Annotated in this window: 20 protein-coding genes, 1 tRNA gene and 1 pseudogene; all 22 read right to left on the bottom strand. The window is 39.6% G+C overall.

What is annotated here, in order from left to right:
• Window positions 1-59: 59 nt before the first annotated feature.
• On the bottom strand, window positions 60-986 hold the full coding sequence (locus HMPREF1117_RS07600) for a bifunctional riboflavin kinase/FAD synthetase (RefSeq protein WP_000633420.1): 927 nt from the start codon (window positions 984-986) through the stop codon (window positions 60-62).
• 143 nt (window positions 987-1,129) lie between these two features.
• Window positions 1,130-4,669, bottom strand: a complete 3,540-nt coding sequence (smc, locus tag HMPREF1117_RS07595) for a chromosome segregation protein SMC (protein ID WP_000280971.1) — start codon at window positions 4,667-4,669, stop codon at window positions 1,130-1,132.
• A complete protein-coding gene (gene rnc / locus HMPREF1117_RS07590; protein WP_000661492.1) occupies window positions 4,660-5,358 on the bottom strand; it encodes a ribonuclease III in 699 nt (232 codons plus the stop codon). Before rnc ends, smc begins: the two co-directional genes overlap by 10 nt.
• Before the next feature lie 184 nt (window positions 5,359-5,542).
• Window positions 5,543-5,614, bottom strand: a tRNA-Arg gene (locus HMPREF1117_RS07585).
• 66 nt (window positions 5,615-5,680) lie between these two features.
• Window positions 5,681-6,667 (bottom strand): GMP reductase, encoded by a 987-nt coding sequence (locus HMPREF1117_RS07580; protein WP_000931138.1) that lies wholly within the window; start codon window positions 6,665-6,667, stop codon window positions 5,681-5,683.
• 199 nt (window positions 6,668-6,866) lie between these two features.
• Window positions 6,867-7,646 (bottom strand): L-threonylcarbamoyladenylate synthase, encoded by a 780-nt coding sequence (locus HMPREF1117_RS07575; protein WP_000160514.1) that lies wholly within the window; start codon window positions 7,644-7,646, stop codon window positions 6,867-6,869.
• 27 nt (window positions 7,647-7,673) lie between these two features.
• Window positions 7,674-8,267, bottom strand: coding sequence for a 3-isopropylmalate dehydratase small subunit (gene leuD / locus HMPREF1117_RS07570; RefSeq protein ID WP_000410625.1), 594 nt, complete (start codon window positions 8,265-8,267; stop codon window positions 7,674-7,676).
• 9 nt (window positions 8,268-8,276) lie between these two features.
• Window positions 8,277-9,659: a 3-isopropylmalate dehydratase large subunit gene (leuC, locus tag HMPREF1117_RS07565; protein ID WP_000907578.1), complete on the bottom strand. Its 1,383-nt coding sequence runs from the start codon at window positions 9,657-9,659 to the stop codon at window positions 8,277-8,279.
• Window positions 9,660-9,662: 3 nt separating this feature from the next.
• Window positions 9,663-9,932 carry a DUF1294 domain-containing protein gene (locus HMPREF1117_RS0102180; protein WP_000762440.1) on the bottom strand — a complete coding sequence of 90 codons (270 nt, stop codon included), beginning with the start codon at window positions 9,930-9,932 and terminating at the stop codon, window positions 9,663-9,665.
• Window positions 9,929-10,966: a 3-isopropylmalate dehydrogenase gene (leuB, locus tag HMPREF1117_RS07560; RefSeq protein ID WP_000162315.1), complete on the bottom strand. Its 1,038-nt coding sequence runs from the start codon at window positions 10,964-10,966 to the stop codon at window positions 9,929-9,931. The genes HMPREF1117_RS0102180 and leuB overlap by 4 nt, the downstream gene beginning before the upstream one ends.
• Window positions 10,967-10,977: 11 nt before the next feature.
• The gene (locus HMPREF1117_RS07555; RefSeq protein ID WP_001261086.1) at window positions 10,978-12,540 is read right to left on the bottom strand and encodes a 2-isopropylmalate synthase; all 1,563 of its coding nucleotides are present in this window, start codon (window positions 12,538-12,540) and stop codon (window positions 10,978-10,980) included.
• Between the two features lie 313 nt (window positions 12,541-12,853).
• Window positions 12,854-13,510, bottom strand: a complete 657-nt coding sequence (locus HMPREF1117_RS07550) for an MmcQ/YjbR family DNA-binding protein (RefSeq protein WP_000461572.1) — start codon at window positions 13,508-13,510, stop codon at window positions 12,854-12,856.
• A 43-nt stretch (window positions 13,511-13,553) separates the two neighbouring features.
• Window positions 13,554-14,186, bottom strand: a complete 633-nt coding sequence (locus HMPREF1117_RS07545; protein ID WP_000638810.1) for a copper homeostasis protein CutC — start codon at window positions 14,184-14,186, stop codon at window positions 13,554-13,556.
• Window positions 14,187-14,276: 90 nt separating this feature from the next.
• Window positions 14,277-14,636 carry a YbaN family protein gene (locus tag HMPREF1117_RS07540; RefSeq protein WP_001237211.1) on the bottom strand — a complete coding sequence of 120 codons (360 nt, stop codon included), beginning with the start codon at window positions 14,634-14,636 and terminating at the stop codon, window positions 14,277-14,279.
• 106 nt (window positions 14,637-14,742) lie between these two features.
• A complete protein-coding gene (topA, locus tag HMPREF1117_RS07535) occupies window positions 14,743-16,830 on the bottom strand; it encodes a type I DNA topoisomerase (protein ID WP_000179621.1) in 2,088 nt (695 codons plus the stop codon).
• Between the two features lie 116 nt (window positions 16,831-16,946).
• Window positions 16,947-17,795, bottom strand: coding sequence for a DNA-processing protein DprA (gene dprA / locus HMPREF1117_RS07530; RefSeq protein ID WP_000705344.1), 849 nt, complete (start codon window positions 17,793-17,795; stop codon window positions 16,947-16,949).
• A gap of 84 nt (window positions 17,796-17,879) precedes the next feature.
• Entirely contained in the window at window positions 17,880-18,569 is a 690-nt protein-coding gene (locus HMPREF1117_RS07525; RefSeq protein ID WP_000643945.1) for a sugar phosphate nucleotidyltransferase, read from the bottom strand.
• Window positions 18,570-18,580: 11 nt separating this feature from the next.
• Complete coding sequence (locus tag HMPREF1117_RS07520) at window positions 18,581-19,459, bottom strand: DMT family transporter (RefSeq protein WP_000791848.1); 879 nt, start codon at window positions 19,457-19,459, stop codon at window positions 18,581-18,583.
• Window positions 19,449-20,318: a phosphotransferase family protein gene (locus HMPREF1117_RS07515; protein WP_000411196.1), complete on the bottom strand. Its 870-nt coding sequence runs from the start codon at window positions 20,316-20,318 to the stop codon at window positions 19,449-19,451. Before HMPREF1117_RS07515 ends, HMPREF1117_RS07520 begins: the two co-directional genes overlap by 11 nt.
• Before the next feature lie 16 nt (window positions 20,319-20,334).
• The gene (locus tag HMPREF1117_RS07510; RefSeq protein WP_000610165.1) at window positions 20,335-21,357 is read right to left on the bottom strand and encodes a ribitol-5-phosphate dehydrogenase; all 1,023 of its coding nucleotides are present in this window, start codon (window positions 21,355-21,357) and stop codon (window positions 20,335-20,337) included.
• A 4-nt stretch (window positions 21,358-21,361) separates the two neighbouring features.
• On the bottom strand, window positions 21,362-22,069 hold the full coding sequence (locus HMPREF1117_RS07505) for an IspD/TarI family cytidylyltransferase (protein WP_000638491.1): 708 nt from the start codon (window positions 22,067-22,069) through the stop codon (window positions 21,362-21,364).
• A gap of 337 nt (window positions 22,070-22,406) precedes the next feature.
• Window positions 22,407-22,571 (bottom strand): annotated as a pseudogene (locus tag HMPREF1117_RS07500) (twin-arginine translocation signal domain-containing protein); the annotation flags it as partial.
• Between the last annotated feature and the right edge of the window lies 1 nt (window position 22,572).

Genomic DNA, 22,572 nt, shown 5'->3' with positions numbered 1-22,572 from the left:
ACTGGCTACCTTTTTTGTCGCTAAAATCATGCAAAACATATATCATGCTCTATACACTTCTAGTCATCTGTTTTCCAGGAGCGAGCAATTTCTTCATCTTTCTGGAGTTGGTCTACCAGTTCTTCAACGGAGTCAAATTTGACCATATCACGGACACGGTCAAGCCAATAAACAGTCACTGACTCACCATAAATATCATCAGAAAAATCAAAAATATTGACCTCAAAACGTGCTTCTTCTCCATCAAAGGTAACATTTTTTCCTACACTAGCCATCCCACGATATTTCTGACGTTGTACTTCTATATCAACAACATAGACACCATCTGCTGGCATATAGGTTCTATCTCTCAAGACCAAATTAGCTGTAGGATAACCAATCGTCCGTCCTCTAGCATTACCATGGACAACCATTCCACGTGACGGTAGAGGAGTCCCAAGTAAATGACCAGCTTCTCTGACATCTCCATCAAGAATAGCCTGACGAATACGAGTAGAACTGATTTTACCCTTTTCATCCTCTACAGGAGGAACAATAATGATTTCACCATCAAAATAGTCCTTCAAATCATCTGCAGTTTTCTTGTCAGAACCAAAAGTATAATCAAATCCTGCTACGATAATAGCGGGTTTTAAGGCTTTAATATAAGTATCAAAAAACTCTTGGGCAGTCAAACTAGCAAATTTACTACTAAAATCAAGCAAAAATAGTTCTTCAACTCCATGCCACTTCAGCTTCTGCTCACGTTCTTGATGATTAACAATGTGCAACATAAGATCTGGATGGTAGGGCTGTAGAGCAAGTTTAGGTGATTCTGTAAAGGTCATCACAACTACAGGAAGATAATCCATCATCGATGCCTTAGTAGCAACTTCAAAAAGTTTTTGATGGCCTTTATGAACACCATCAAAATAGCCTAAAACAAGGACCGTTTTGTCCGGTACTGCGATATCTTTTTCATTCTTAATAGGAATTGTTGTAATCATGAAACTATTATAACACAGAGAGTTCCTTTTCGCTAAAAGTAAATCCCAAATATCGTTTTTTACTCCTAAAGTGACCTTAAAAAATAATTCAAGACGTTGGTTTTAAAAAATAGCACCTCTTAAGAGATGCTATTCATTTGTTGCTAGTTTTTAGTTTCTTCTAAATCTTTTAACTTGACTGAAACGATTTTTGAAACGCCAGATTCTTGCATGGTCACTCCATAGATAGAATCCGCCGCAGCCATAGTCCCTTTACGGTGGGTTACTACAATGAACTGGCTATCCTTGTCAAAGCGGTTGAGGTAATCCCCAAAACGCTTGACATTGGCTTCATCCAGTGCCGCCTCTACCTCATCCAGTATGACAAAAGGAATGGTTTTTACTCGAATAATAGAGAACAACAAAGCTAATGCTGACAAGGCCTTTTCACCACCACTCATAAGATTAAGGGACTGAATCTTTTTGCCTGGAGGTTGGACAGAAATTTCTACCCCAGCTGTTAAGAGATCTCCATTCGTTAAAATCAAATCAGCCTGACCACCGCCAAACATCTGCTTGAAAGTCACTTTAAAGGACTCTCGAATCGCTTCAAAGGTTGACTTAAAGCGCTCCTTAACCTCGTCATTCATCTCTGTAATGGTTTCAAGAAGCAAATTTTTAGCAGATAAAATATCATCTCTCTGGCTATTTAAAAATTCCAAGCGGTTATGAACTTCTTCGAATTGCTCAATGGCGTCTAGATTAACTGGCCCAAGAGCTCGAATTGACTTCTCTAAGTCCTTAACCTCTTGCTCCGCCAGATTGAGATTTTCCAGCTCATGTGCCTTCTCTAAAGCCTCTGTATAGCTAATTTGATACTGGTCTGTCAATTGAGATTGCAGGTTACGCAAGCCTTCGCCAATTTTTTCTTTTTTGGCTTCTGCCCGCGTTTGTTTACGAATCCATTCTTCATTTTGCTGGCGAGCTTGGTCTAAATGACTAGCAATATCATCCAATTGACCTTCAATATCATCCAACTCAAACTGCTTGCGAATCAAACCTTGCTGCAGATCTGTTTTCTGAGTCTTGGCTTCCTCCACCTGTTGGTTAAGCAGTTCTGTATCTACTTTTTCTAGATTATCAACCTTTTCTTGAAGCATACGTTGGATTTCTTCTTGCTCAAATTCAAGAGCTTCCAATTCTTTGCTGAGACGTTCAATGTCAGACATTTCATAACGCTTTTGACCTTGCAATTCTGTCTTAAGTAATCGTGCTTGTGATAATTGATCTTGCAAGTTTTGATAGCGTTCTTGAATGGCATTTTTGTTAGACTTGATTTCTTCAATCTCAGTTTCCAGCCCCTCTTTTTCAATTGAAATAACTGCAAGACGCTCTTGGCATTTTTCTTTATCAGCCTGCCAATCTCCTTCAGAAAGACGATTCAATTCTTCTTCTTGCAGTTTTAATAGTGTTTCTAACTCCTCAAGTTGTTCACTGGTTTGCTGATAAGCAAGTGACAAACTTTGTTCTTGAATCCGTGCTTGTTCTCCTTGAGATTTGATGGCTTCTAATCTTTCTGTCAATCTATCCATCTGATCTTGTAAGTTCTTCAAAGCCGCTTCTTCTGAACGAAGACTTGCTTCTTCCTCAGCAATTTCCTTTTGCAATTGTTCCAACTCGGGCTTGATAAAAATACTGTTATTCTGGCGATTTGCACCACCTGCATAGGAACCACCTGTACGCAATTCTGTCCCATCTAGTGTAACTATACGAACTTGATAACGTACTTGACGAGCGGCAGCACGCGCATTTTCTACAGAGTCAAAAATAGCTGTACTTGCAAGTAAATTTTTGAAAATTGCTTCTAATCTCTTGTCAAAAGCCACCAAGTCATCTGCCATACCGAGAAATCCTGAGCTTGCAGCAATTGTAGCTTGATTCTGACTGGAAATAGTCCGAGCCTTAATCGTTGTCAAAGGTAGAAAGGTGGCACGACCTGCTTTATGACGTTTGAGAAAATCAATGGCCTTGGTTGCCGCTTGTTCATCCTCTACGATGATATGCTGGCTGCTTGCTCCCAAAGCAATCTCCAAAGCAGTTTGGTAACCAACATCAAAGGTCAAATGTTCACTGACCGCACCAATAATCCCTCCCAAACGCTCCTTTTCTTGGAGAACACTCTTAACACCTGCATAAAAGTTACTATGATTTCTAAGGATATTTTCCAAACTTTGGGATCTGGCCTGCTTGTTCTTGAGATTATCCAGACGGTCAAAAAGTTGACTTTGTTGAGTTTGATAGGAAGATTTCTGCTCTTCTTGCTCCTTAGCACAGTCTTGATACTCCGTCAATAATTGCTGAACCTGCTCCTTGGCTGTATCCAAGTCTATTTTTTGCTGATTCGCTTTTTCCTTTACTGTATCTAGTTGCTCTTTTAATTTTTCAAGCTGCTCTGCTTGTTTTTGAGAAAGCTGGCGACTATTTTCTAGTTCATTCTCGATTCGCGTCAACTGGTTTGAGACATCTGCTTCTTCTTGCATGAAGGCCACAAAGCGATCACGTAATTGCTCAATCATCTGGTCTGGATCATCTGAAAAAGCCAGTAATTCTGCTTCTAAACGGTTGAGTTTTCCATGATTTTCAGCGAAACTTTCTTCTAATAAAGCTAGATTAGCTTCTTTTACAGACCTCTCTTGACTGAGGGCAATTCTCTTTTCTTCTAAAGAATCCAAGCGTACCTGTGCTTCTTGTTGATTCAGAGCTATTTGCTCGGACTCTAGTTTAGATAGGGCTAATTTTCTCTCTAAATCACTAATCAGACTGGTCAAATCCATCAAACTTGCCTGGTCTTTGGCCATTTCAGCCTGTAAATCTTGGCGTTTCTTCTTGAGATCCTGGTTTTCCTCTTCTAATTTTTCACGCTTTTGGTAGTAGCTCATCAAGAGTTCCTGAACCTGAGCCAACTCTTCTTCTGTCAACTCTAGTTCAGCCTTATTTTCCTTAATTTGAGCAACCAGAACATCTAAATAAATAGCCTTGCGCTGATTATCCAAATCTAGGAATTTACGAGCATTTTCTGCCTGCTTTTTAAGGGGTTTGATTTGATTGTCCAACTCATAGATAATATCTTCTAGACGATCCAGATTATCCTGAGTTTGCTGCAGTTTACTCTCAGTTTCTTTTCTGCGAGTCTTGTATTTTAAAACTCCAGCAGCTTCTTCAAAAATAGCTCGGCGTTCCTCAGGCTTGGAATTAAAAATCTCCTCAACCTTCCCTTGGGAAATGATAGAGAAGGAATCTCGTCCCAAACCTGTATCCAAGAAAAGATCATGAATATCACGCAGACGGACTTTCTTACCGTCAATCTTGTATTCACTATCTCCACTACGATAGATATGGCGCTCGACCTTGATATCTTGACCAGCATCCTTGATAAATCCATCTTGATTATCCAAAGTCACTACTACTGAAGCATAATTGAGGGGTTTACGACTTTCCGTTCCAGCAAAGATAACATCCGGCATCTTTCCACCACGGAGACTTTTGACACTAGACTCCCCCAAAGCCCAACGTAGACTTTCTGTAATATTCGACTTTCCAGATCCATTAGGACCCACAACTGCCGTCACACCTTGGTCAAAGACGACCTTGGTCTTATCAGCAAACGACTTGAATCCTTGAATTTCAATTTCCTTTAAATACATGAATCAAGCCCCTTCTCAACTGCATTTTTAGCAGCTTCTTGCTCTGCTAGTTTTTTTGAGCGACCATGACCTTGACCGATACTCTTACCTTCAACCAGAACTTCTACATCAAAGACCTTATCGTGGGCAGGACCCGTTTCAGAAATCACCTGATAACGAATAGCGACATCCCCATTGACCTGAAGCAACTCTTGGAGATGGGTTTTGTAGTCTGTAATCATCTCAAATTCGCCTGCTTCAACCTTAGGAATCATGACTTGATAGATGAATTCCTTGACCTTGGTCACATCCTTATCCAAAAGAAGGGCACCAAGAAAGGCTTCAAAGGCATCACCAAGAATGGTGTCACGATTGCGTCCACCAGACTTTTCTTCCCCCTTACCCAGCTTGATAAACTGGTCAAACTGGCAATCACGTGCAAAACCAGCCAAACTCTCCTCACGGACAATCATGGCACGGAGTTTGGACAAATCGCCTTCAGGCTTTTTAGGATATTTTTTATACAGATATTCTGAAATCAATAACTGTAGAACAGCGTCTCCTAAAAATTCCAAGCGTTCATTGTGTGAAATTTTTAAGAGGCGATGCTCATTAGCATAACTCGTATGAGTAAAGGCAGTCTCCAGTAAGTTTTTGTCTGCAAATTCGATTGCAAAATGGTTCTTTAGTACAGTTTGTAATTCTTTCATACCAACCTCTTTCTAACTGATAACAGTCCTTTTTATTATATCAAAAAAAGCCCCCTGAGTCACTTTAAAACGGGACTGGAGAGGATTTGGGCATTCTTTAGAATGAAGTTTTCAGTTTTCTGGGCAAATTTGGAGCGGTATAAAGTAAAAAAGCCCTATTAAAGGCTTTGTTAGGATGTTTACATCCACCCTGAGGGAATCGAACCCCCATCTCAAGAACCGGAATCTTACGTGATATCCATTACACTAAGGGTGGAAACTCGTTTCATTATAACAAAAATTTGCTCTAATAACAAGTTTTTTCCGGAATGAAGGTCTTCCCTTAGTGGGAAGCATCCCCATTCCAAATTGAGTTTTTGACGATTACATAATCAACGTGTTTGAGGTCAGCAACCTCACGACCACCAGCGTAGGAAATCGCACTTTGCAAATCTTGCTCCATTTCAGTTAAAGTGTCTTGCAAATGTCCTTTAGCTGGAAGTAAGATACGCTTACCTTCAACATTCTTATATGCACCTTTTTGATATTGAGAGGCTGAACCATAGTATTCTTTAAATTGTTCACCATCAACTTCAATTGTTTTCCCTGGACTTTCGATATGTCCTGCAAAGAGGGAACCAATCATAACCATGCTAGCACCGAAACGGATAGACTTGGCAATATCACCATGAGTACGAATTCCTCCATCAGCAATGATCGGTTTACGAGCAGCTTTTGCGCACCAACGGAGAGCAGCCAACTGCCAACCACCTGTCCCAAAACCAGTCTTGACCTTGGTGATACAAACCTTACCAGGACCAATTCCAACTTTCGTAGCGTCCGCACCAGCATTTTCTAATTCACGTACAGCTTCTGGTGTTCCCACGTTACCAGCAATGACAAAAGTATCTGGCAATTCTTTCTTGATGTGTTTAATCATAGAAATCACGCTATCCGCATGACCGTGAGCAATATCAATTGTGATATATTCCGGAGCATCAGCCTTGAGCTGACTAACGAAATCATACTCATATCCCTTAACACCTACCGAGATGGATGCGATGAGCCCTTGATCGTGCATGCGCTTGATAAAAGGAATACGTCCCTCCTCATCAAAACGGTGCATGATGTAGAAGTAACCACCTTTAGCTAGTTGCTCTGCTACATTTTCATCCAAAATCGTCTGCATATTAGCTGGCACAACAGGTAGTTTAAAGGTGTGATTTCCTAGTGTCACTCTTGTATCTGCTTCTGCACGGCTTTTAATGACACATTTATTTGGGATCAACTGAATATCTTCGTAATCAAAAATTGGAAATTCATTTAACATATCGATGTCTCGTTTCTTTTGTAATGACCTACCTATGCTTGCGCATCTCTACGCCTTTTCCGACGTTTCCTTAATTTATTATAAATTAAAGTACAGTTTTTGTCAAATATTTTTATAAATAAAAATAAATAGTTCGGATTTTACTTTTGTTAAAAACAAAAGAAAGGAGAGATTATTTTCTCCCCACTTCTTCTACATCCTAATAATACTCACCCTGACGGTAGTCCCATGAGTTAAAGGTGTCTGACAGGTGCATCATGATCTTATCAATGTCAAGCCCTTTGCGGATAACCACTGGAGCTGGTGAAGTTGAACGTGCTCCTCCTTGTTCTGGGATGAGTTTACCGTCTTTATCAACCATAGAGACCATCACACCTTGCTCGTAGCGAGTTTCAATCGTTTTGTCAGGCTGGATAGATGCCACATAGTCATCTGCCTCAATAACAAGATCCACTGCCCCTTCGATGCGTTCTCCGATACCTTCTACCTTACCTCGGTTTCCTTTTCCAGATGGGTTTGCAGATGAGGCGTAGACCATCTTGCCCTCTTCCCAAAGTTTGGCAGCCAATTGTTCACCTGCTTTCCCGAACTTGATAACAAAGCAACTAGTACCACGCACATCAGTCATCAGTTCTTCACGGCCATCCCCATATGCTTTGAGTTTTTCAAAAGCTTCTGGTTTCCAAGGAAGGATACAACCAAGAAGAATATCTTCATCCCAATGTTTTTGGTAGAAGCCTTCAATTTCTGGGTTGAGTTGTGCTAAAGCGCGAAGCTCATCCATGCTACCACAGAGAACAACACCTGGTTTATTACGGTTACGTTCTTTGGCTTCAAACTTACGTTCAAGACCAGCCTTGTCACTAGTCATGATGATATAACCAACTTTTGTAGGACAAACGATACATCCGCCCTCACCTTTTAAAATGTCATAGCCTTCTTGTGAAAGTGTTCCGTTCCATTGAATGTGTTTTGTCATAGTTCTATTTCCTTTTCTATTTTTCTTCTAATCCTGCCAGTAGGCTGGTCGTTGTTTTTCATATGCAGCAATCAAATCTTCATACTGCAAGGTAATTCCGATATCATCCAAACCATTTAAGAGTTTATGTTTCCATTCGCTATCGATTTCGAAAGTGAATTCTCCAACTGGTGAGATGATTTTTTGTTGTTCCAAGTCCACAGTTACCTGGTCACTTGGTTGTAGCTGGGCTAGTTTCTCTCGAACCTCTCTGGGCTGAACAATAGGCAGCATGCCATTATTGAGTTCATTATTGTAATGAATATCCCCAAAAGATCCTGCAATCACAACCTTAAAACCATAGTCCGCTAGAGCCCAAGCTGCATGCTCCCTCGAAGACCCTGCCCCAAAGTTATCCCCTGAGATGAGAATACTAGCCTTGCGGTATTCAGGTCGGTTAAAGACAAAGTCTGGATCCTCAGTATACTTGTCATCCAAATAACGCCAAGCATACATGAGGTACTTACCAAAGCCTTTTTTATCAATTAACTTAAGAAACTGCTTGGGAAGGATTTGATCGGTATCGATGTTATCATTCATAAGAGGAACGGTCGTTCCCGTATAAACTGTAAATTTCTCCATATCCTCTCCTTACTGCGCTTCTGGCATTCGCCGAACATCTACAAAGCGCCCTGCAATAGCTGCCGCAGCTGCCATGGCTGGACTGCAGAGATGGGTCTTAGCACCAAAGCCTTGTCTATCTTCAAAGTTACGATTGCTGGTTGAGGCACAGTGGACACCATCTGGAACCTTGTCAGGATTCATCCCTAGGCACATAGAGCAACCTGGGTCTCTCCACTCAAAGCCAGCATCTAGGAAAACCTTGTCCAAGCCCAACTTCTCAGCAGCTCGTTTCACAGGACGAGAGCCCGGAACCACGATAGCCGTTAAGTTGGGTGCTATTTTCTTCCCTTTAACAAATCTCGCAGCCAGTTGCAAATCGCTGAGACGAGCATTGGTACAAGAACCGATAAAGATATAGCCTAGTTCAATATCCGCTGGCTTTTGACCTGGTGCCAAGTCCATGTAATTGTAGGCTCGCTCATCATTCATATCCTTAATTTCTGGGAAGCTACTGTCAAAGTCAACACCCATAGCAGGATTGGTCCCCCAGGTCACCATAGGAGCCAAGTCTGAGACATCCATCCGGATAACCTTATCGTAAACGGCATCATCATCACTGACAAGGGTCTTCCAATCCGCCACAGCCTCTTCAAAGTCCTCTGGAACACATTCCCGTCCCTTGAGATAGTCATAAGTCGTCTGATCTGGGTTCATGATTCCCATCTTAGAACCAAACTCGATGGACATATTGCAGATGGTCATTCGCTCTTCCATGCTCAGTGCATCAATCGCTTGTCCTCGATATTCCACGACATAACCAACACCACAGGCAACACCGTATTTAGCAATTAAGGAGAGAATATAATCCTTAGAATAAACTCCTTTTTGAGGAACACCAGTGAATTCTACCAGCATTTTCTTGGGTTTGACCTGCCAGAGTGTCTGGGTAGCGAAGACATGCTCCACCTCACTGGTCCCAATTCCAAAGGCGATTGCTCCGAAAGCTCCGTGGGTTGCTGTATGGCTATCTCCGCATACTATGAATTTCCCCGGTTGGGTCCGTCCTGTCTCTGGACCCACCATGTGCACGATTCCCTGTTTTTCAGAACCGTGAGCCGCATGCTCAATTCCAAACTCCTCAACATTTTCAGCCAGCTTATCAATTTGAGCCTTGGAAATGACATCTCGAATATCGTAGATATTGACAGTTGGGACGTTGTGGTCAAAGGTTCCAAATGTCAAGTCTGGTCGTCTCAATCTGCGACCTGCATCTCGCAAACCTTGAAAGGCTTGAGGGCTGGTCACTTCATGAATATAGTGCTGGTCCACATACATGAGTTGGGGCTGCCCCTCTTCTCCTGTGATGACATGACGGTCCCATAATTTATCAAAAATTGATTTTCCTGCCATCCATTACCTCCAAATAACATATAAGGCTACTAGTGTAGTCACCATCCCCAGAAACCAAACTGTTTTAAAGTACCATTTTCTAGTCTTGTGGTGAAAAATGATTCCTGCAAACCTAGCTCCAAAACCACCACAAGTAAAAGCTAAAATGAGTAAGATTTTCTCTGGGATGCGCCAAGTTCTTCTCCTTGCCTTGGATTTGTCAATGCCATAAATCAAGAAAATCATGACATTCCAAATCAAGAGGACTAGAGTAATTTTTTCATCTAACTTCATAATCTTGCAATAATAGCTTCCGTCATTTCCTTGGTCGAAGCCTGACCTCCTATATCTCTTGTTAAAACACCAGCTGCCAAACTTGCCTCAACAGCACGCTCAACACGCTCTGCATCCTCATAACGACCAAAACTATCTCTCAACATCATGGCAACTGATAAAATCATGGAAATAGGATTGGCAATTCCTTGCCCTGCAATATCAGGCGCTGAACCGTGAATGGGCTCATAGAGACTTGGTCCATTTTCAGAGTGACTGGCTGATGGCATAACCCCAAGTGTGCCAGATAGAACGCTTGATTCATCAGAGAGAATATCTCCAAAAAGATTCTCCGTTACAATGACATCAAACTTGGCAGGATTGGTAATCATGAGCATGGCAGCTGAGTCCACTAACTGGTGTTCCAAGGTAACATCTGGGAAATCCTGAGCGACTTCCTCAGCTATTTTCCGCCAAAGTTTTGATGTAGCTAGAACATTTTGCTTATCGATACTAGTAAGGATTTTTCTCCGATTTCTTGCAATCTCAAAAGCTTTGCGAATAATCCGCTCTATTTCTTCATAGCTATAGTCGTTAATATCACGCGCTTTGCACTCTTCAAGGATATGATCTCCAAAGTAAATCCCGCCAGTCAACTCACGCACCACAACAAAGTCTACACCATTAATTCGTTCTGATTTTAATGGTGACAAATGCTTGAGACTCTCAAATATTTTAACAGGGCGAATATTGGCATAGAGATTGAGTTCCTTACGAAGAGCCAGCAAGCCCTGTTCAGGCCGAACAGCTGCGCCATCATACTCGGGACTACCGATAGCCGCTAGGAGAATGGCATCTGCTTCCCTACTTGCCTTGAGGGTTTCATCAGGTAAGGGATGCCCCACAGCATCAATACCTGCACCTCCGAAGGGTCTTCTGTCAATCTCATAGTCAAAACCTGTTTTTTCAGCTAGAGCTTCCAGAACCTCTAAACCAGCCTCCATGATTTCTGGGCCAATTCCGTCCCCTGCTAGAGCTATTATTTTCTTTGTCATAGCATTCTCCTTTACACGCTAGGCATATCTCGATAGGAAACGCTACGTCCCATCTCACCAGCATTCTCTTTTTGAACAAAGGTATTAGCATTGATGTAGGCAATAGCCGAAGCTTTCAACACATCGAAATCGAGACCTGCTGCGTTAAAGATGGTTTCTGTATCTCTGTTTTCAACAGTGACCAAGACCCGAGCCTGGGCATCAATTCCATCTGTCACAGCATCAATGGTATAGGACACCAAACGGACGGATTGATTAAAGAACTTATCGATAGCATTAAATATAGCCTCAACAGATCCTTGTCCTGTCGCATTGAACTCGACTTTCTCACCATCCATATTAGCTAGACTAACGAGCGCTTCAATGTCATTATCTGCATGGGTTTGCAGTTGTAAATCATCAAAGTGGAAGCCTTCTGGATTTTCAACCATGGTTCCAGCTACCAGAGCACGAATATCTGCATCTGTGATTTCTTGTTTCTTGTCGGCCAGTGCCTTGAACTTAGCGAAGAGTGGTTTGATGTCCTCTTCTGTAAAGTCTAGGGCCAATTCTCTTAGTTTCTCGACAAAGGCATGGCGACCTGACAATTTTCCAAGTGGGAGACTATTACTCTTAACACCAACCAGTTCAGGTGTGATGATCTCATAAGTAAGAGGATTTTTAAGGACTCCATCTTGGTGAATGCCAGATTCGTGAGAGAAGGCATTACCACCGACCACAGCCTTATTTTTAGGAACTGGAATTCCTGAGAAGCGAGAAACCATTTCTGACGTATTGATGGTCTCATTTAAGACAATACTGGTTTCTGCTTGGTAATAATCTTGGCGAATATTAAGGGCTACTGCAATTTCTTCCAAAGCAGCATTGCCAGCTCGCTCACCAATACCGTTGATAGTTCCTTCGACACGTCCTGCCCCATTCTTGACAGCAGCAAGGCTGTTAGCCACTGCCATTCCGAGGTCATCGTGACAGTGAGGTGAATAGATAATCTGACGATCCGTCTTAACATTCTCAATCAGGTATTTAAAAATAGCGCCGTACTCTTCTGGCGTAGTAAATCCAACCGTGTCAGGGATATTGATATAAGACGCCCCTGCATCAACCGCTGTTTGAACAACTTCTAAAAGGAAATCCAACTCTGTTCTAGTCGCATCCTCTGGAGAGAATTCGACCACTCCAAACTTAGAACGTGCGTAAGAAACATGCTCCTTAATAGCTTCTAAAATCTCTTCCTTGCTCTTATTAAGCTTATACTTACGATGAATCGGACTGGTAGCGATAAAGACGTGAACCTGTGGATACTTGGCATCCTTTAGCGCCTCATAACAAGCATCAATATCAGACTTGACAGAGCGTGCCAAACCAGTCACCGCTGTTTTCTTCAAGACTTTAGCAATCTCCTGCACTGCTGTAAATGAATCAGGACTCGCTGCCGGAAAACCAGCTTCAATTGCTGAAATGCCCCATTTCTCCAGCTGTCTTGCAATGGCAATTTTTTCCTTGATTGAAAAATTAACACCTGGTGTCTGTTCTCCATCTCGAAGGCTAGTATCTAAAAATTCAACTGTTCTCATGTGATTTCCCCTTTTCCAAATTTGAATGTAAAAAAACATCTCGCTCAGAAACCCAAGCGAGATGTTGATTTACTCCCGCTTGGTAAGCCAAACAGGACTAATGCTTTTTGCACTAGCCCGAGTACCTCAACAACAAAGCAAATTGATAAAACTTAGCTGTTCTCATGTTTGACTTTCTCCTTCGTTTGATATCTTGTTTAGTATTTTAGCATAGGCAAAAGTGGTTGTCAAGAAAAAATCCAATATTTTCTGAAAATTTCTTCAGTAGAGAATATTTTGCTAATTGAAAATCATTGAGAATGCTTGAAATATTTCATTTTTTAATCGTTAAATTCCAGCTTCTTTCTATCAATTTCAGTACTTCTTCATCTGATAAAGTATCATCAAGCGCCACACTAATCCAGTAGCGTTTATTCATATGAAAAGCTGGATAAATTCCCTTGTGTGAAAGCAAATCAGCTACTTGGTCATGTTTGAGATTGACTGCTTCCACTTGTCCTTCTCTGCCCTTTTCCAGCTTATTCCAAGAGATTTTCATCAAGACGACGTACCACTTTTGATTCCCTTTATGACGTAATACGGCTGTATCAGGCGATTTCTCCCACAGATACTCCAACTGGTTTCCATACTTTTCCTGAACCTGAACCATGATACGCTTAGTCTGAGGACAGATAAAATCTTGCACATCAAAACAAACCTTCCGAATTTGGTAAAGAATCTCCAGGCAAGCCTCACGAACACTTGCAACAAAACTTCCTCTCATGCTTTCCATATGAACTTGAGGATAGAGGTCAGCAGTCTCTTGGTCAAAGACTTGAAAACTCACATTATCAGCAGTAATGGACACAGTCATGACAAAGTCACCCTGTAAAATCTGGCAACAATAAGTCCAGACTCCCCTATTTTCTACAAAACCAAAAGCATGAGCCTTTTCTTGATTAAACTGATAGGATTTAAAAATTTCAAACATAAGTGAAAACTGCTACCCAAAGCTAGCAGTTCCTTTCTATTTTTTAAAAGACAACCTTAGTTCCGTGTAATTGTGTCACACCCAACTGGTCGATAAAAGTTTGACGGTTGTCCAAGTCAATCCCCCCACCTGGTAGAATTTCAATTTTACCTTTAGCATGCTCCAAAATTCTGTGATAGTGAGCAAAACGTTTCTCTAGAGAGTCACCAGACACACCAGCACGTGTCAGGATACGGGTGACTCCAGCTTGGCTTAGCCAATCAATAGCTTCTAACTGGTCTTCTTCACTCAATTCATCAAATGCCATGTGAAAGACAATTTCCATTCCTTTTGATGCAACAATTAACTTCTCTAGATTAGGCTTATCCAACTTTTTATCAGCAGTTAAAGTCCCAAATACAACTCCTTGACTTCCAGCCTGAGCAGTCAAACGAATGTCTTCTAGCATAATTGCAATTTCTAGTTCATTATAGACAAAGTTACCACCACGTGGACGAATCATGGTCATGATGGTCGTATCGTAATTAGCTGCCAATTCAACTGCTGCCTTAGTCACTCCATAGCTAGGTGTTGTCCCACCAACTGCAAGATTGTCACAGAGTTCGATTCGACGAGCTCCAGCCTGCATCGCTTTTTCAAGCAAGGTCACATTTTCAGCACAAAATTCGTAAATCATTTGATTCTCCTTGAAAATTACTTTAAATTTATTATATCATATTGTTGTGAATATGCTTTCATTTATATCAAGGAAAATTGTTACTATTTTTTATTCCTTGTCCGGAATGACCTTAAAGAGATAATAAGTGATAAAGATGGTCAAGGCTCCGAGACCAATTTTGACAGGTAAGAGAGGAGCAAAATAAATGGAAATTCCCATTAAGATGTAGATAGAGACAATAATCTTTTTCTTACGTTCACGCGCAATAGACTTAGTCTCGCGAAAATCAGCTACATAGGTTTGGTATAACTTTGTGTGATATAACCAATTTTCAAATCGTTTAGAAGATTTAGAAAAACAAGCAATTGACAACAAAAGAAAGGGAGTTGTTGGTAACAAGGGTAAAACCACCCCAACAATAGCCAAGGCCAGTGATAAAAAACCAATTATCAAATAGATAAGACGCATAACTTCTCCTAATTACAATAATTTTATTCTAGTTTCGCATACAATGATGAATTTTGTCAAGTTCTAACCCAAAAAGAGCCTGAAATTCATTTTCAGGACTCTCGTCTTATTTAATCTTTTCTTCTTCGTAATCACCCTTGCTACAAACAACCTGCTTGCCACCACCACGGACTTTTTTCTCCATGAGGAAGTGACCACATTTTGGACAATCACGACCAACTGGCTTGTCCCAAGAGGTGAATTCACATTCTGGATAGCGATTACATCCATAGAAAATACGATTACGTTTGGTTTTACGCTCGATGATTTGTCCCTGATGACAGCTTGGACACTCAACACCAATCTCCTTGACAATCGCTTGTGTATGACGACAATCTGGGAAATTACTGCATGCATAGAATTTACCAAAACGGCCCAGCTTAATGACCATTGGACTACCACACACTTCACAGTCAAATCCAGCTGGTTCATCTTTGATCTGGATTTTTTCCATTTCTTCTTCAGCCTTAGCAACCTCTTTAGAGAAGGGTTTGTAAAAGGCATCAATGACACGTTGCCACTGCTCTTTTCCGACCTCGACATCATCAAGTCTACCTTCCATTTCAGCTGTAAAGGTCACGTTTACGATATCAGGGAAATATTCAATGATGAGCTTGTTGACAATTTCTCCCAACTCTGTCGGTTCAAAACGTTTGGCTGCAAGTCGAACATAATAACGTTTCTGAATAGTTTCAATGGTTGGTGCATAGGTTGAAGGACGTCCAACTCCATTCTCCTCCAAGGTCTTGATTAGTGTTGCTTCAGAATAACGTGCTGGCGGTTGAGTAAAATGTTGTTCTGGTCTGCTATTTACCTGCTTAACCGCATCTCCAACAACCATATCTGGCAACATCTTATTCTTGTCAGAATCATTATAGATAGCAAGATAGCCATCAAACTTAACCTGGCTACCATTGGCAGCAAACTGCACACCATTTTGAGAGAGTTTAACAGCCATTGTATCAAAAATAGCAGCTGTCATCTGACTAGCAACAAAACGATTCCATATGAGCGTGTATAGCTTTAGCTGGTCTTTATTTAAATACTTAGCAATACTTTCTGGAGTATGATAGACACTTGATGGGCGGATAGCTTCGTGGGCATCTTGAGCACCTGAAGCATTTTTGACCTTACTTCCATGCTTAGCATACTTACTTCCAAAACGATCATTAATGAAACTAGCTGCTTCATTCTGCGCTACTGGACTGATACGAGTTGAATCGGTACGCATATAGGTGATTAAACCTTGGACACCTGAACCAATATTAATCCCTTCATATAGCTGTTGAGCAACCATCATGGTCTTACGCGTTCGGAAATTGATTTTATTAGCAGCATCCATCTGCATAGTAGACGTTGTATATGGTAGTGGAGCATTTCGTTTGCGCTCCTTTTTATCTACCTGATCTACTGTAAATTCCTTACTAGTCAGGTGAGACAAGACTTCCTTGACTTCTTCGTTAGTAGTCAATTTTTTCTTCTTGCCATTTACGCTATAGAAAGAAGCTTGAAATTGCTTGCTTCCCTTTTTAAAAACCCCATCAATGGTCCAATATTCTTCAGGTTGAAAGGCATTGATTTCATTCTCTCGATCAATGATAAGCTTGAGGGCAACTGACTGCACGCGCCCAGCTGATAACCCCTTCTTAACCTTTTTCCACAAAATAGGAGAGATGGAATAACCTACCAAGCGGTCTAAGACACGACGAGCCTGTTGGGCATCAACCAAATTCATATCAATCTTGCGGGGCTCTTTAAAGGCATTTTTAACGGCATCCTTGGTAATTTCATTGAATACAACACGATTTGCATCATTATCATCCAAATCAAGAATATGGGCCAAATGCCAAGAAATTGCTTCTCCTTCACGATCCGGGTCACTAGCAAGAAAGACTTTATTAGCTTTTTTAGCTTCTTTTTTTAGATCATTAATCAGAGGACCTTTCCCACGAATATTGATATATTGCGGTTCATAGTTATTTTCAATGTCAACGGACATGCTTGATTTTTTCAAATCACGGATATGACCGACACTGGCTAAAACCTTATAATTTCTACCTAAATATTTTTCAATCGTTTTAGCCTTAGCAGGAGACTCCACGATGACTAAATTTTTCTTAACTGTTGATTTTTTCTTTTTTGTTGCCGTAGCCACATTACCACACCTTTTCAAAGTAATAAACTTTATAAAGTGTAAACCATTTTTAATAACCTGTCAAGACTTAGCACCTATATATAGAAGAAAACTTTCTTTAAACTTCCTTTTTATCCTTAAAATTCAAACTCAGATAGGACATCTTTCCCACTAGTAACTAATTTTGCACCTTCTTGGATTAAATGATGGCAGCCATCTGATCGGCCGTCTAAAATGCTACCAGGTATAGCAAAGACGTCTCTTCCTTCTTCCATAGCTCGTTCACAAGTTATTAAACTTCCAGAGCGCATCTTAGCTTCTGCTACAATGACACCTCTACAGAGTCCAGCAATAATTCTGTTGCGAGCTGGAAAATGAAATTTAAGAGGTTGTTCACTAGGTCCATACTCACTTAAAATCAAATGATCATTAGCAATATATTCTTGCAAGCGTTTGTTGGATCTTGGATAAAAAACATCCAGCCCAGTCCCAATGACTGCTATTGTCTTTCCACCGTGTTTCAAGGCAGCCATGTGAGCAGCTGTATCGATTCCCTTGGCTAAACCACTAACAACAACCAATTCATTTTCCAATCCCTGAATAACTTTTTGAACTGCTTTGGCTCCCTGGCTACTGCAGTCTCTACTACCTACAACTGCGACCTTAGGTAATTTTAAGAGATCTAGATTTCCTTTATAAAATAAGAGAGCAGGTGCATCATATATTTCACATAAATCAAAAGGGTAACAATCATCAAGAATTGAAAATGAAGGGAATTTATTAAATTCTTTCTCCAGATGTGCATCATCTATCTGAAAATAGCGTTCCATAAACACAGCCGGATTACGGCAACCTGAAACCTCAGCTATGTCTCCCAATAAAAGTTCCTGATCAAAACTTTCTCCATATTCTAAGACAGTCAGAATTTGCTGATTAGTTAACCCTGATTTTCTTAATTTATAAATTTCATAGTTTGTAATTTTCATAACTTACTCCAATTCTTTTTCTATTCATTTATTTATTCGTAAAAAAATAAAAACATCCAACAATTTTGTCAGATGCTGAAAAATTTAATTTTCATTTGCTAGAATTTCTTCTAATTTATGGTAATCTTTGACACTATCGATTTCATAGATGCTATTGCCTTCTAATTCTTCAACATAGACATCTAATTCCTTGATATTATCCTTAACCATATTGTCCCAATATAAGTCTACGAATTCACCGCTTTCGTATGCTCTATCGATAAAGCTGACAATCTTTTCTGCAGTCGATTCATCCCAGAAAGAAACACCACTTAAAATACGACCAGCTTTGCTATCAACAATAATATCTTGAACCTTGTAGTCATCTCCATAAACTAAGAACCATTCATTGGTACAGTCTTCACGATAGACACTAAAGTATGTTGAGCGAGTCAAATCATTGCGGAACATGTTCTTAAAAAGATAATTATCAGCATCAATAACATAACTATTGGCCAACTCCTCTTTTACTATATAAAGAGAATAAAAGTTATTATAATCAGCATATTTGTCATTAAAGATAAGTCGAACACCATACTTTTCTTTCAAATAGTCAAATTGTTCTTTCAAATAACCTACAACAATAATTATATCATGGATTCCTTTTTCTTTAAGAAACTCAATCTGATATTCTATTAAGGGTTTTTGATTTACTTTCACCAAGGCTTTTGGGGTATTGTCCGTCATAGGACGCAGACGAGTTCCCAATCCCGCCGCTAAAATGATTGCTTTCACTCGAATCTCCTTTATTCTTTAATAATAATATAAACACCAGCTATCACTACAAGTGATGTAATAATTGTCAGCCAATCAAGAGGTGTCCCCAAGAAAAGGGCTGAGAATAATACTGTCCAAACTACGTAACTAACATTCAATCCCGTTGCCTTAGCAGGTTGCAAACGATTAATAGCAATATAGTAAGCCAAGTAAGAAATCATATTGAATGTAGCGAAGACAAGCATTAGTCCCAATAATTGTAGATTAGCTACTTCTCCAAATGTATGATGAGAGAATAGTACAATTACTAGATAGGATAAGAAAGAAGTTACTTGCCGGATTAAAAGGGCTTCAATCTCACTTAATTCACTTTCCATGGCAAAGGAGCTTAAGACACTTTCACTACCCCAAGCAATAGCACAGACTAAGGCACAAAGAATTCCAATATAAAACGAATTCACTTGTTCTACCTTATAAGTCTGGGCAATAATCGCTGCAATGATTAAAAAGACACCAAATACTGTATTTTTTGAAATCTTATGCTTTAAAAAGAAGAAGGCTAGTAACACAGAAACTGCAGGATAGATGGCTGAAACTGAAGAAGCTAAGGAACTACCTATATATTTAACTGCATAAAGATTAGCCTGCATTCCAATAGGTCCAGCTAAGAGCGCTCCAATTATAACACTAACATTTCGAATGTTAGTAAAAATTGATAAGCGAACTTTCCCTTCTCTAATTAAAAGAAAAGCTAACAAGATAAAGATTGTTAAAAAATCATGAGCTGCAGCTACCACAAAGGGAGACAAATCTGTAAAAATAGAGAAGATAATTGCACTAATAGTCAGTCCTAGCCCCCAGAAAACACCTGAAAGAAGACCAAAAGAAACACCATTCTTATTTTTCATCAGTTCCTCCATAATATACTAAACCTTTAACCGCTCTTTGATAACGGTCAATTCCATAATCACCAAAATCAGCCCCTTGTTCTTCCTTATAAACAGTCCACAAACTCCAAATGGTATCTTGTAAAATTTTATAAATGCGAATTTTTTCACGAGATACGGGGGTTTCATTGCTCTCATAATAACTAAGGAAGGTTTCTTCTTCTTGACTTGTGAAATCAGACTCTAAGAAGAGGGCTGCTAAATCCCACATAGGATCATTCATAGAGGCATATTCCCAGTCAATCAAATACAAACGACCTTGAGGGGACTCGATAAAGTTTTCAGGAACCAAATCAATATGACAAGATTTTTTGTTAATCCCCAAATCATTTAAGCGTTTCTCTAGTGAAAAAACTTTTCTTCTAACTTCTTCATAATTAGGATAGGGAAGGCTACCTTCAATTAAGGATTCATATTTTTTGATTTCCTCAAATGGAACAAATTCTCCTCTTAGTTCTTTGCCTGAAGCATGAATAGTTTGTAAAATAGGAGCAATTTTATCAAATTTTGTCTTAATTGAAGTTGCATCAAGTGTAATAGCAGAGTCGATATACTCATTTACTTTTATACCAGCTTCAATATCAAAAAGATAATTTTTTACATCTAGGTTTAAATCCTTCAACAGTTCAAGATTATACTTTTCATCTTGACGATTGATGAGCTTGTCTGTTCCCTTACCAAAAAATTTAACAATGTACTGCTTCTTGCTTGTTATAGCTAAATAGTTTTGGTTAGTCATACCCCCAAGTTGTTCAACACTGAGGACTTCCTCTTCTTCACTAAGTAAGGAAGAAATTTTTTCTTTAATGATTTTCTCCACAATTAACCTCCAAATCTTACACTTCCCACTTAAATACTGTTTTAAAAGCAGTATTTAAATCAGTAGCAAAGACACGGTGAATATCTTTGATTTCTCTTACAGGTTCTTCTAGATAAAGGATATTTTTTAGACGATTGGCAAATTTCTTAACTTCCATCATCTGGATAGCTTTTTCAAAATCGATTCGACCAGAACGTGATGATCCAATTAAGAGTAAGCCTTTTTCAAGGGCATCGCGTGTATTAATATTAACTTTGTATTCACTGACTCCCATCATTAGGATAGTTCCTTGTGGGCGAATATAACGAATCAAATCATTAATTGCGGGTCCAGTACCATCGCCACCACAGCACTCAAAAGCATGGTCAAAAGTCAAATCCTCAGGAATCATATCTGTAATATAGCACTCTTTCGCAAACGAGAAGAGTTCCAATTTTTCCCAATGACGACCAATAACAATAATCTCTGCTTCTGGAAGTGTATAGTTAATAATATTTGCAACAACGAAGGCCAAACTACCATCACCTATGACGGCGATTCGCTCCCGTTTGCTATGAGCTAAAGTCAAAAATCTATTCATAGCATGCATACCAACACTTACAAATTCCGTAATAGCTGCAACAGTATCTTCAATATCATTGTATGCTACCACACGATCTTTAGGAAGAGAAACAAATTCTCGCATGAATCCATCATAACCACTAGACAAGAAATAAGTTCCTGTCATGTAGTTCTCATAAAACTCCTTGTCGCTTTGCATAGGAGGTTGATTAGGAATCATGACAACCTTTTGTCCAACCTTGTAAGTTCCTGTTGGATCTGAAATGACCGTTCCACAGGATTCATGAATCATAGCCATGGGAAGTTTTTTAGATAAGATCTTGGGATCACGTTTTCCTTGATAATAACGCTGATCTGCATGACAAACCGCCATATAGTTTGGACGGATAAGGATATGATTTTCCTGATCTATCACTTCTTCCTGATATTTCACATTGATAAATTTAGGCTTAGTTAGTTGATAAACTTGATTAATCATTTCTCTAGTCTTTCTCAATCATACTTTTAGCAATCTTCAAATCTGTTACAGTTGTGATTTTAAGATTAGAGTATTCACCCTTAGCCAAGGCTACATCTCTTCCTTTTATAACGAAAATCTTACAAGCATCTGTCAGAATTTCTTTTTCTTCATTCGAAAGGGAACCATACAAATCCATAAAGTCTAAACAACGGAAAGTCTGTGGTGTTTGGCCTTGATAAAGGTGTGCACGATTTGGAATATCTGTGATGAATTGACCATTGGTACTTTCCACAATAGTATCCACCGCTTCTACTACTGTATCTACAGCGTCATGTTCTTTCGCTAGTTTGATATTATCTTGAATCATGCGAAGTGTGATAAAAGGACGGACAGAATCATGGGTAACAACGATGTCGTCTGGAGTAAGCGGACGATAATCATCAATGGCTTCAATGATTTTCTCAATACTTGTGTTGCGGTCAGATCCACCTTTTGTAATGATAATTCGATCCTTATGAAGAGGAAGATATTTATCTACAAGATCCTCTGCATGAGAAACCCAATCACCATGAACTCCAACTACAATTTTTTCAATGCTTGGTTCTAAAACAAATTTTTCAATTGTGTGAATCAAGATAGGCCGATCACCTAGCTCTAAAAATTGTTTGGGTAAATTACTGATTCCCATGCGCGTACCAGTTCCACCGGCAAGAATTCCAGCATATATCATCTATTTTCTCCTTTATCATACAAAAAAACTATTTCTCTCTATTATACCACAATCTAGACCTATCTAACAAAAATTGCAGACTTCCCGTTCTAGAATAGCAATTCATTTATTGTTTTTATCCATCAAATCACAGTAATTACGAGGAATTCTATCGTTATTACATAGATATGACTGTGAAATTTTAGAGTTCTTCAGAATAATATAGTTTCCTTAAAAAAAACTTAAAGAAAATTCCAACTATACAAAAAATAGGACTTAAATCGGCTTGAACTGATTTAAGTCCTAACTTTGTATTCTAAAATGGTTGAGAAAAAATCTAGTCTTCCTTGTCCTGATTTTCATTTCCGTACGAGATTTTTTCCTGACTTCCTAGCTTAGGTGCGAAAAAAGCAGAAGCACCAGAGAGTCCTAGCGCTAAACTAGCCCCTCCAAACCCTGCCTTTTTTAGAAATTCTCGACGGTCCATTTTCTTCTCAAAAAACTTTTCATCTTTATCAGTCATG

This window comes from Streptococcus sp. SK643, assembly GCF_000259505.1.
Lineage (GTDB): Bacteria > Bacillota > Bacilli > Lactobacillales > Streptococcaceae > Streptococcus.
The sequence above is the reverse complement of the archived record's forward strand: the minus strand, read 5'-3'. Positions and strand labels throughout refer to the sequence as shown.

Excerpts from the sequence above, each read along its gene's own strand:
- HMPREF1117_RS07575 (WP_000160514.1), bottom strand. The coding sequence starts at position 7,646 with ATGACAAAACACATTCAATGGAACGGAACACTTTCACAAGAAGGCTAT.
- HMPREF1117_RS07520 (WP_000791848.1), bottom strand. The coding sequence starts at position 19,459 with ATGAAAAATAAGAATGGTGTTTCTTTTGGTCTTCTTTCAGGTGTTTTC.
- HMPREF1117_RS07580 (WP_000931138.1), bottom strand. The coding sequence starts at position 6,667 with ATGTTAAATGAATTTCCAATTTTTGATTACGAAGATATTCAGTTGATC.
- HMPREF1117_RS07550 (WP_000461572.1), bottom strand. The coding sequence starts at position 13,510 with ATGTTTGAAATTTTTAAATCCTATCAGTTTAATCAAGAAAAGGCTCAT.
- leuD (WP_000410625.1), bottom strand. The coding sequence starts at position 8,267 with ATGGAGAAATTTACAGTTTATACGGGAACGACCGTTCCTCTTATGAAT.
- rnc (WP_000661492.1), bottom strand. The coding sequence starts at position 5,358 with ATGAAAGAATTACAAACTGTACTAAAGAACCATTTTGCAATCGAATTT.
- HMPREF1117_RS07555 (WP_001261086.1), bottom strand. The coding sequence starts at position 12,540 with ATGAGAACAGTTGAATTTTTAGATACTAGCCTTCGAGATGGAGAACAG.
- HMPREF1117_RS07545 (WP_000638810.1), bottom strand. The coding sequence starts at position 14,186 with ATGATTTACGAATTTTGTGCTGAAAATGTGACCTTGCTTGAAAAAGCG.
- leuB (WP_000162315.1), bottom strand. The coding sequence starts at position 10,966 with ATGACAAAGAAAATAATAGCTCTAGCAGGGGACGGAATTGGCCCAGAA.
- leuC (WP_000907578.1), bottom strand. The coding sequence starts at position 9,659 with ATGGCAGGAAAATCAATTTTTGATAAATTATGGGACCGTCATGTCATC.
- HMPREF1117_RS07600 (WP_000633420.1), bottom strand. The coding sequence starts at position 986 with ATGATTACAACAATTCCTATTAAGAATGAAAAAGATATCGCAGTACCG.
- HMPREF1117_RS07510 (WP_000610165.1), bottom strand. The coding sequence starts at position 21,357 with ATGATTAATCAAGTTTATCAACTAACTAAGCCTAAATTTATCAATGTG.
- HMPREF1117_RS0102180 (WP_000762440.1), bottom strand. The coding sequence starts at position 9,932 with ATGAAGTTAGATGAAAAAATTACTCTAGTCCTCTTGATTTGGAATGTC.
- smc (WP_000280971.1), bottom strand. The coding sequence starts at position 4,669 with ATGTATTTAAAGGAAATTGAAATTCAAGGATTCAAGTCGTTTGCTGAT.
- HMPREF1117_RS07540 (WP_001237211.1), bottom strand. The coding sequence starts at position 14,636 with ATGCGTCTTATCTATTTGATAATTGGTTTTTTATCACTGGCCTTGGCT.
- HMPREF1117_RS07505 (WP_000638491.1), bottom strand. The coding sequence starts at position 22,069 with ATGATATATGCTGGAATTCTTGCCGGTGGAACTGGTACGCGCATGGGA.
- dprA (WP_000705344.1), bottom strand. The coding sequence starts at position 17,795 with ATGAAAATTACAAACTATGAAATTTATAAATTAAGAAAATCAGGGTTA.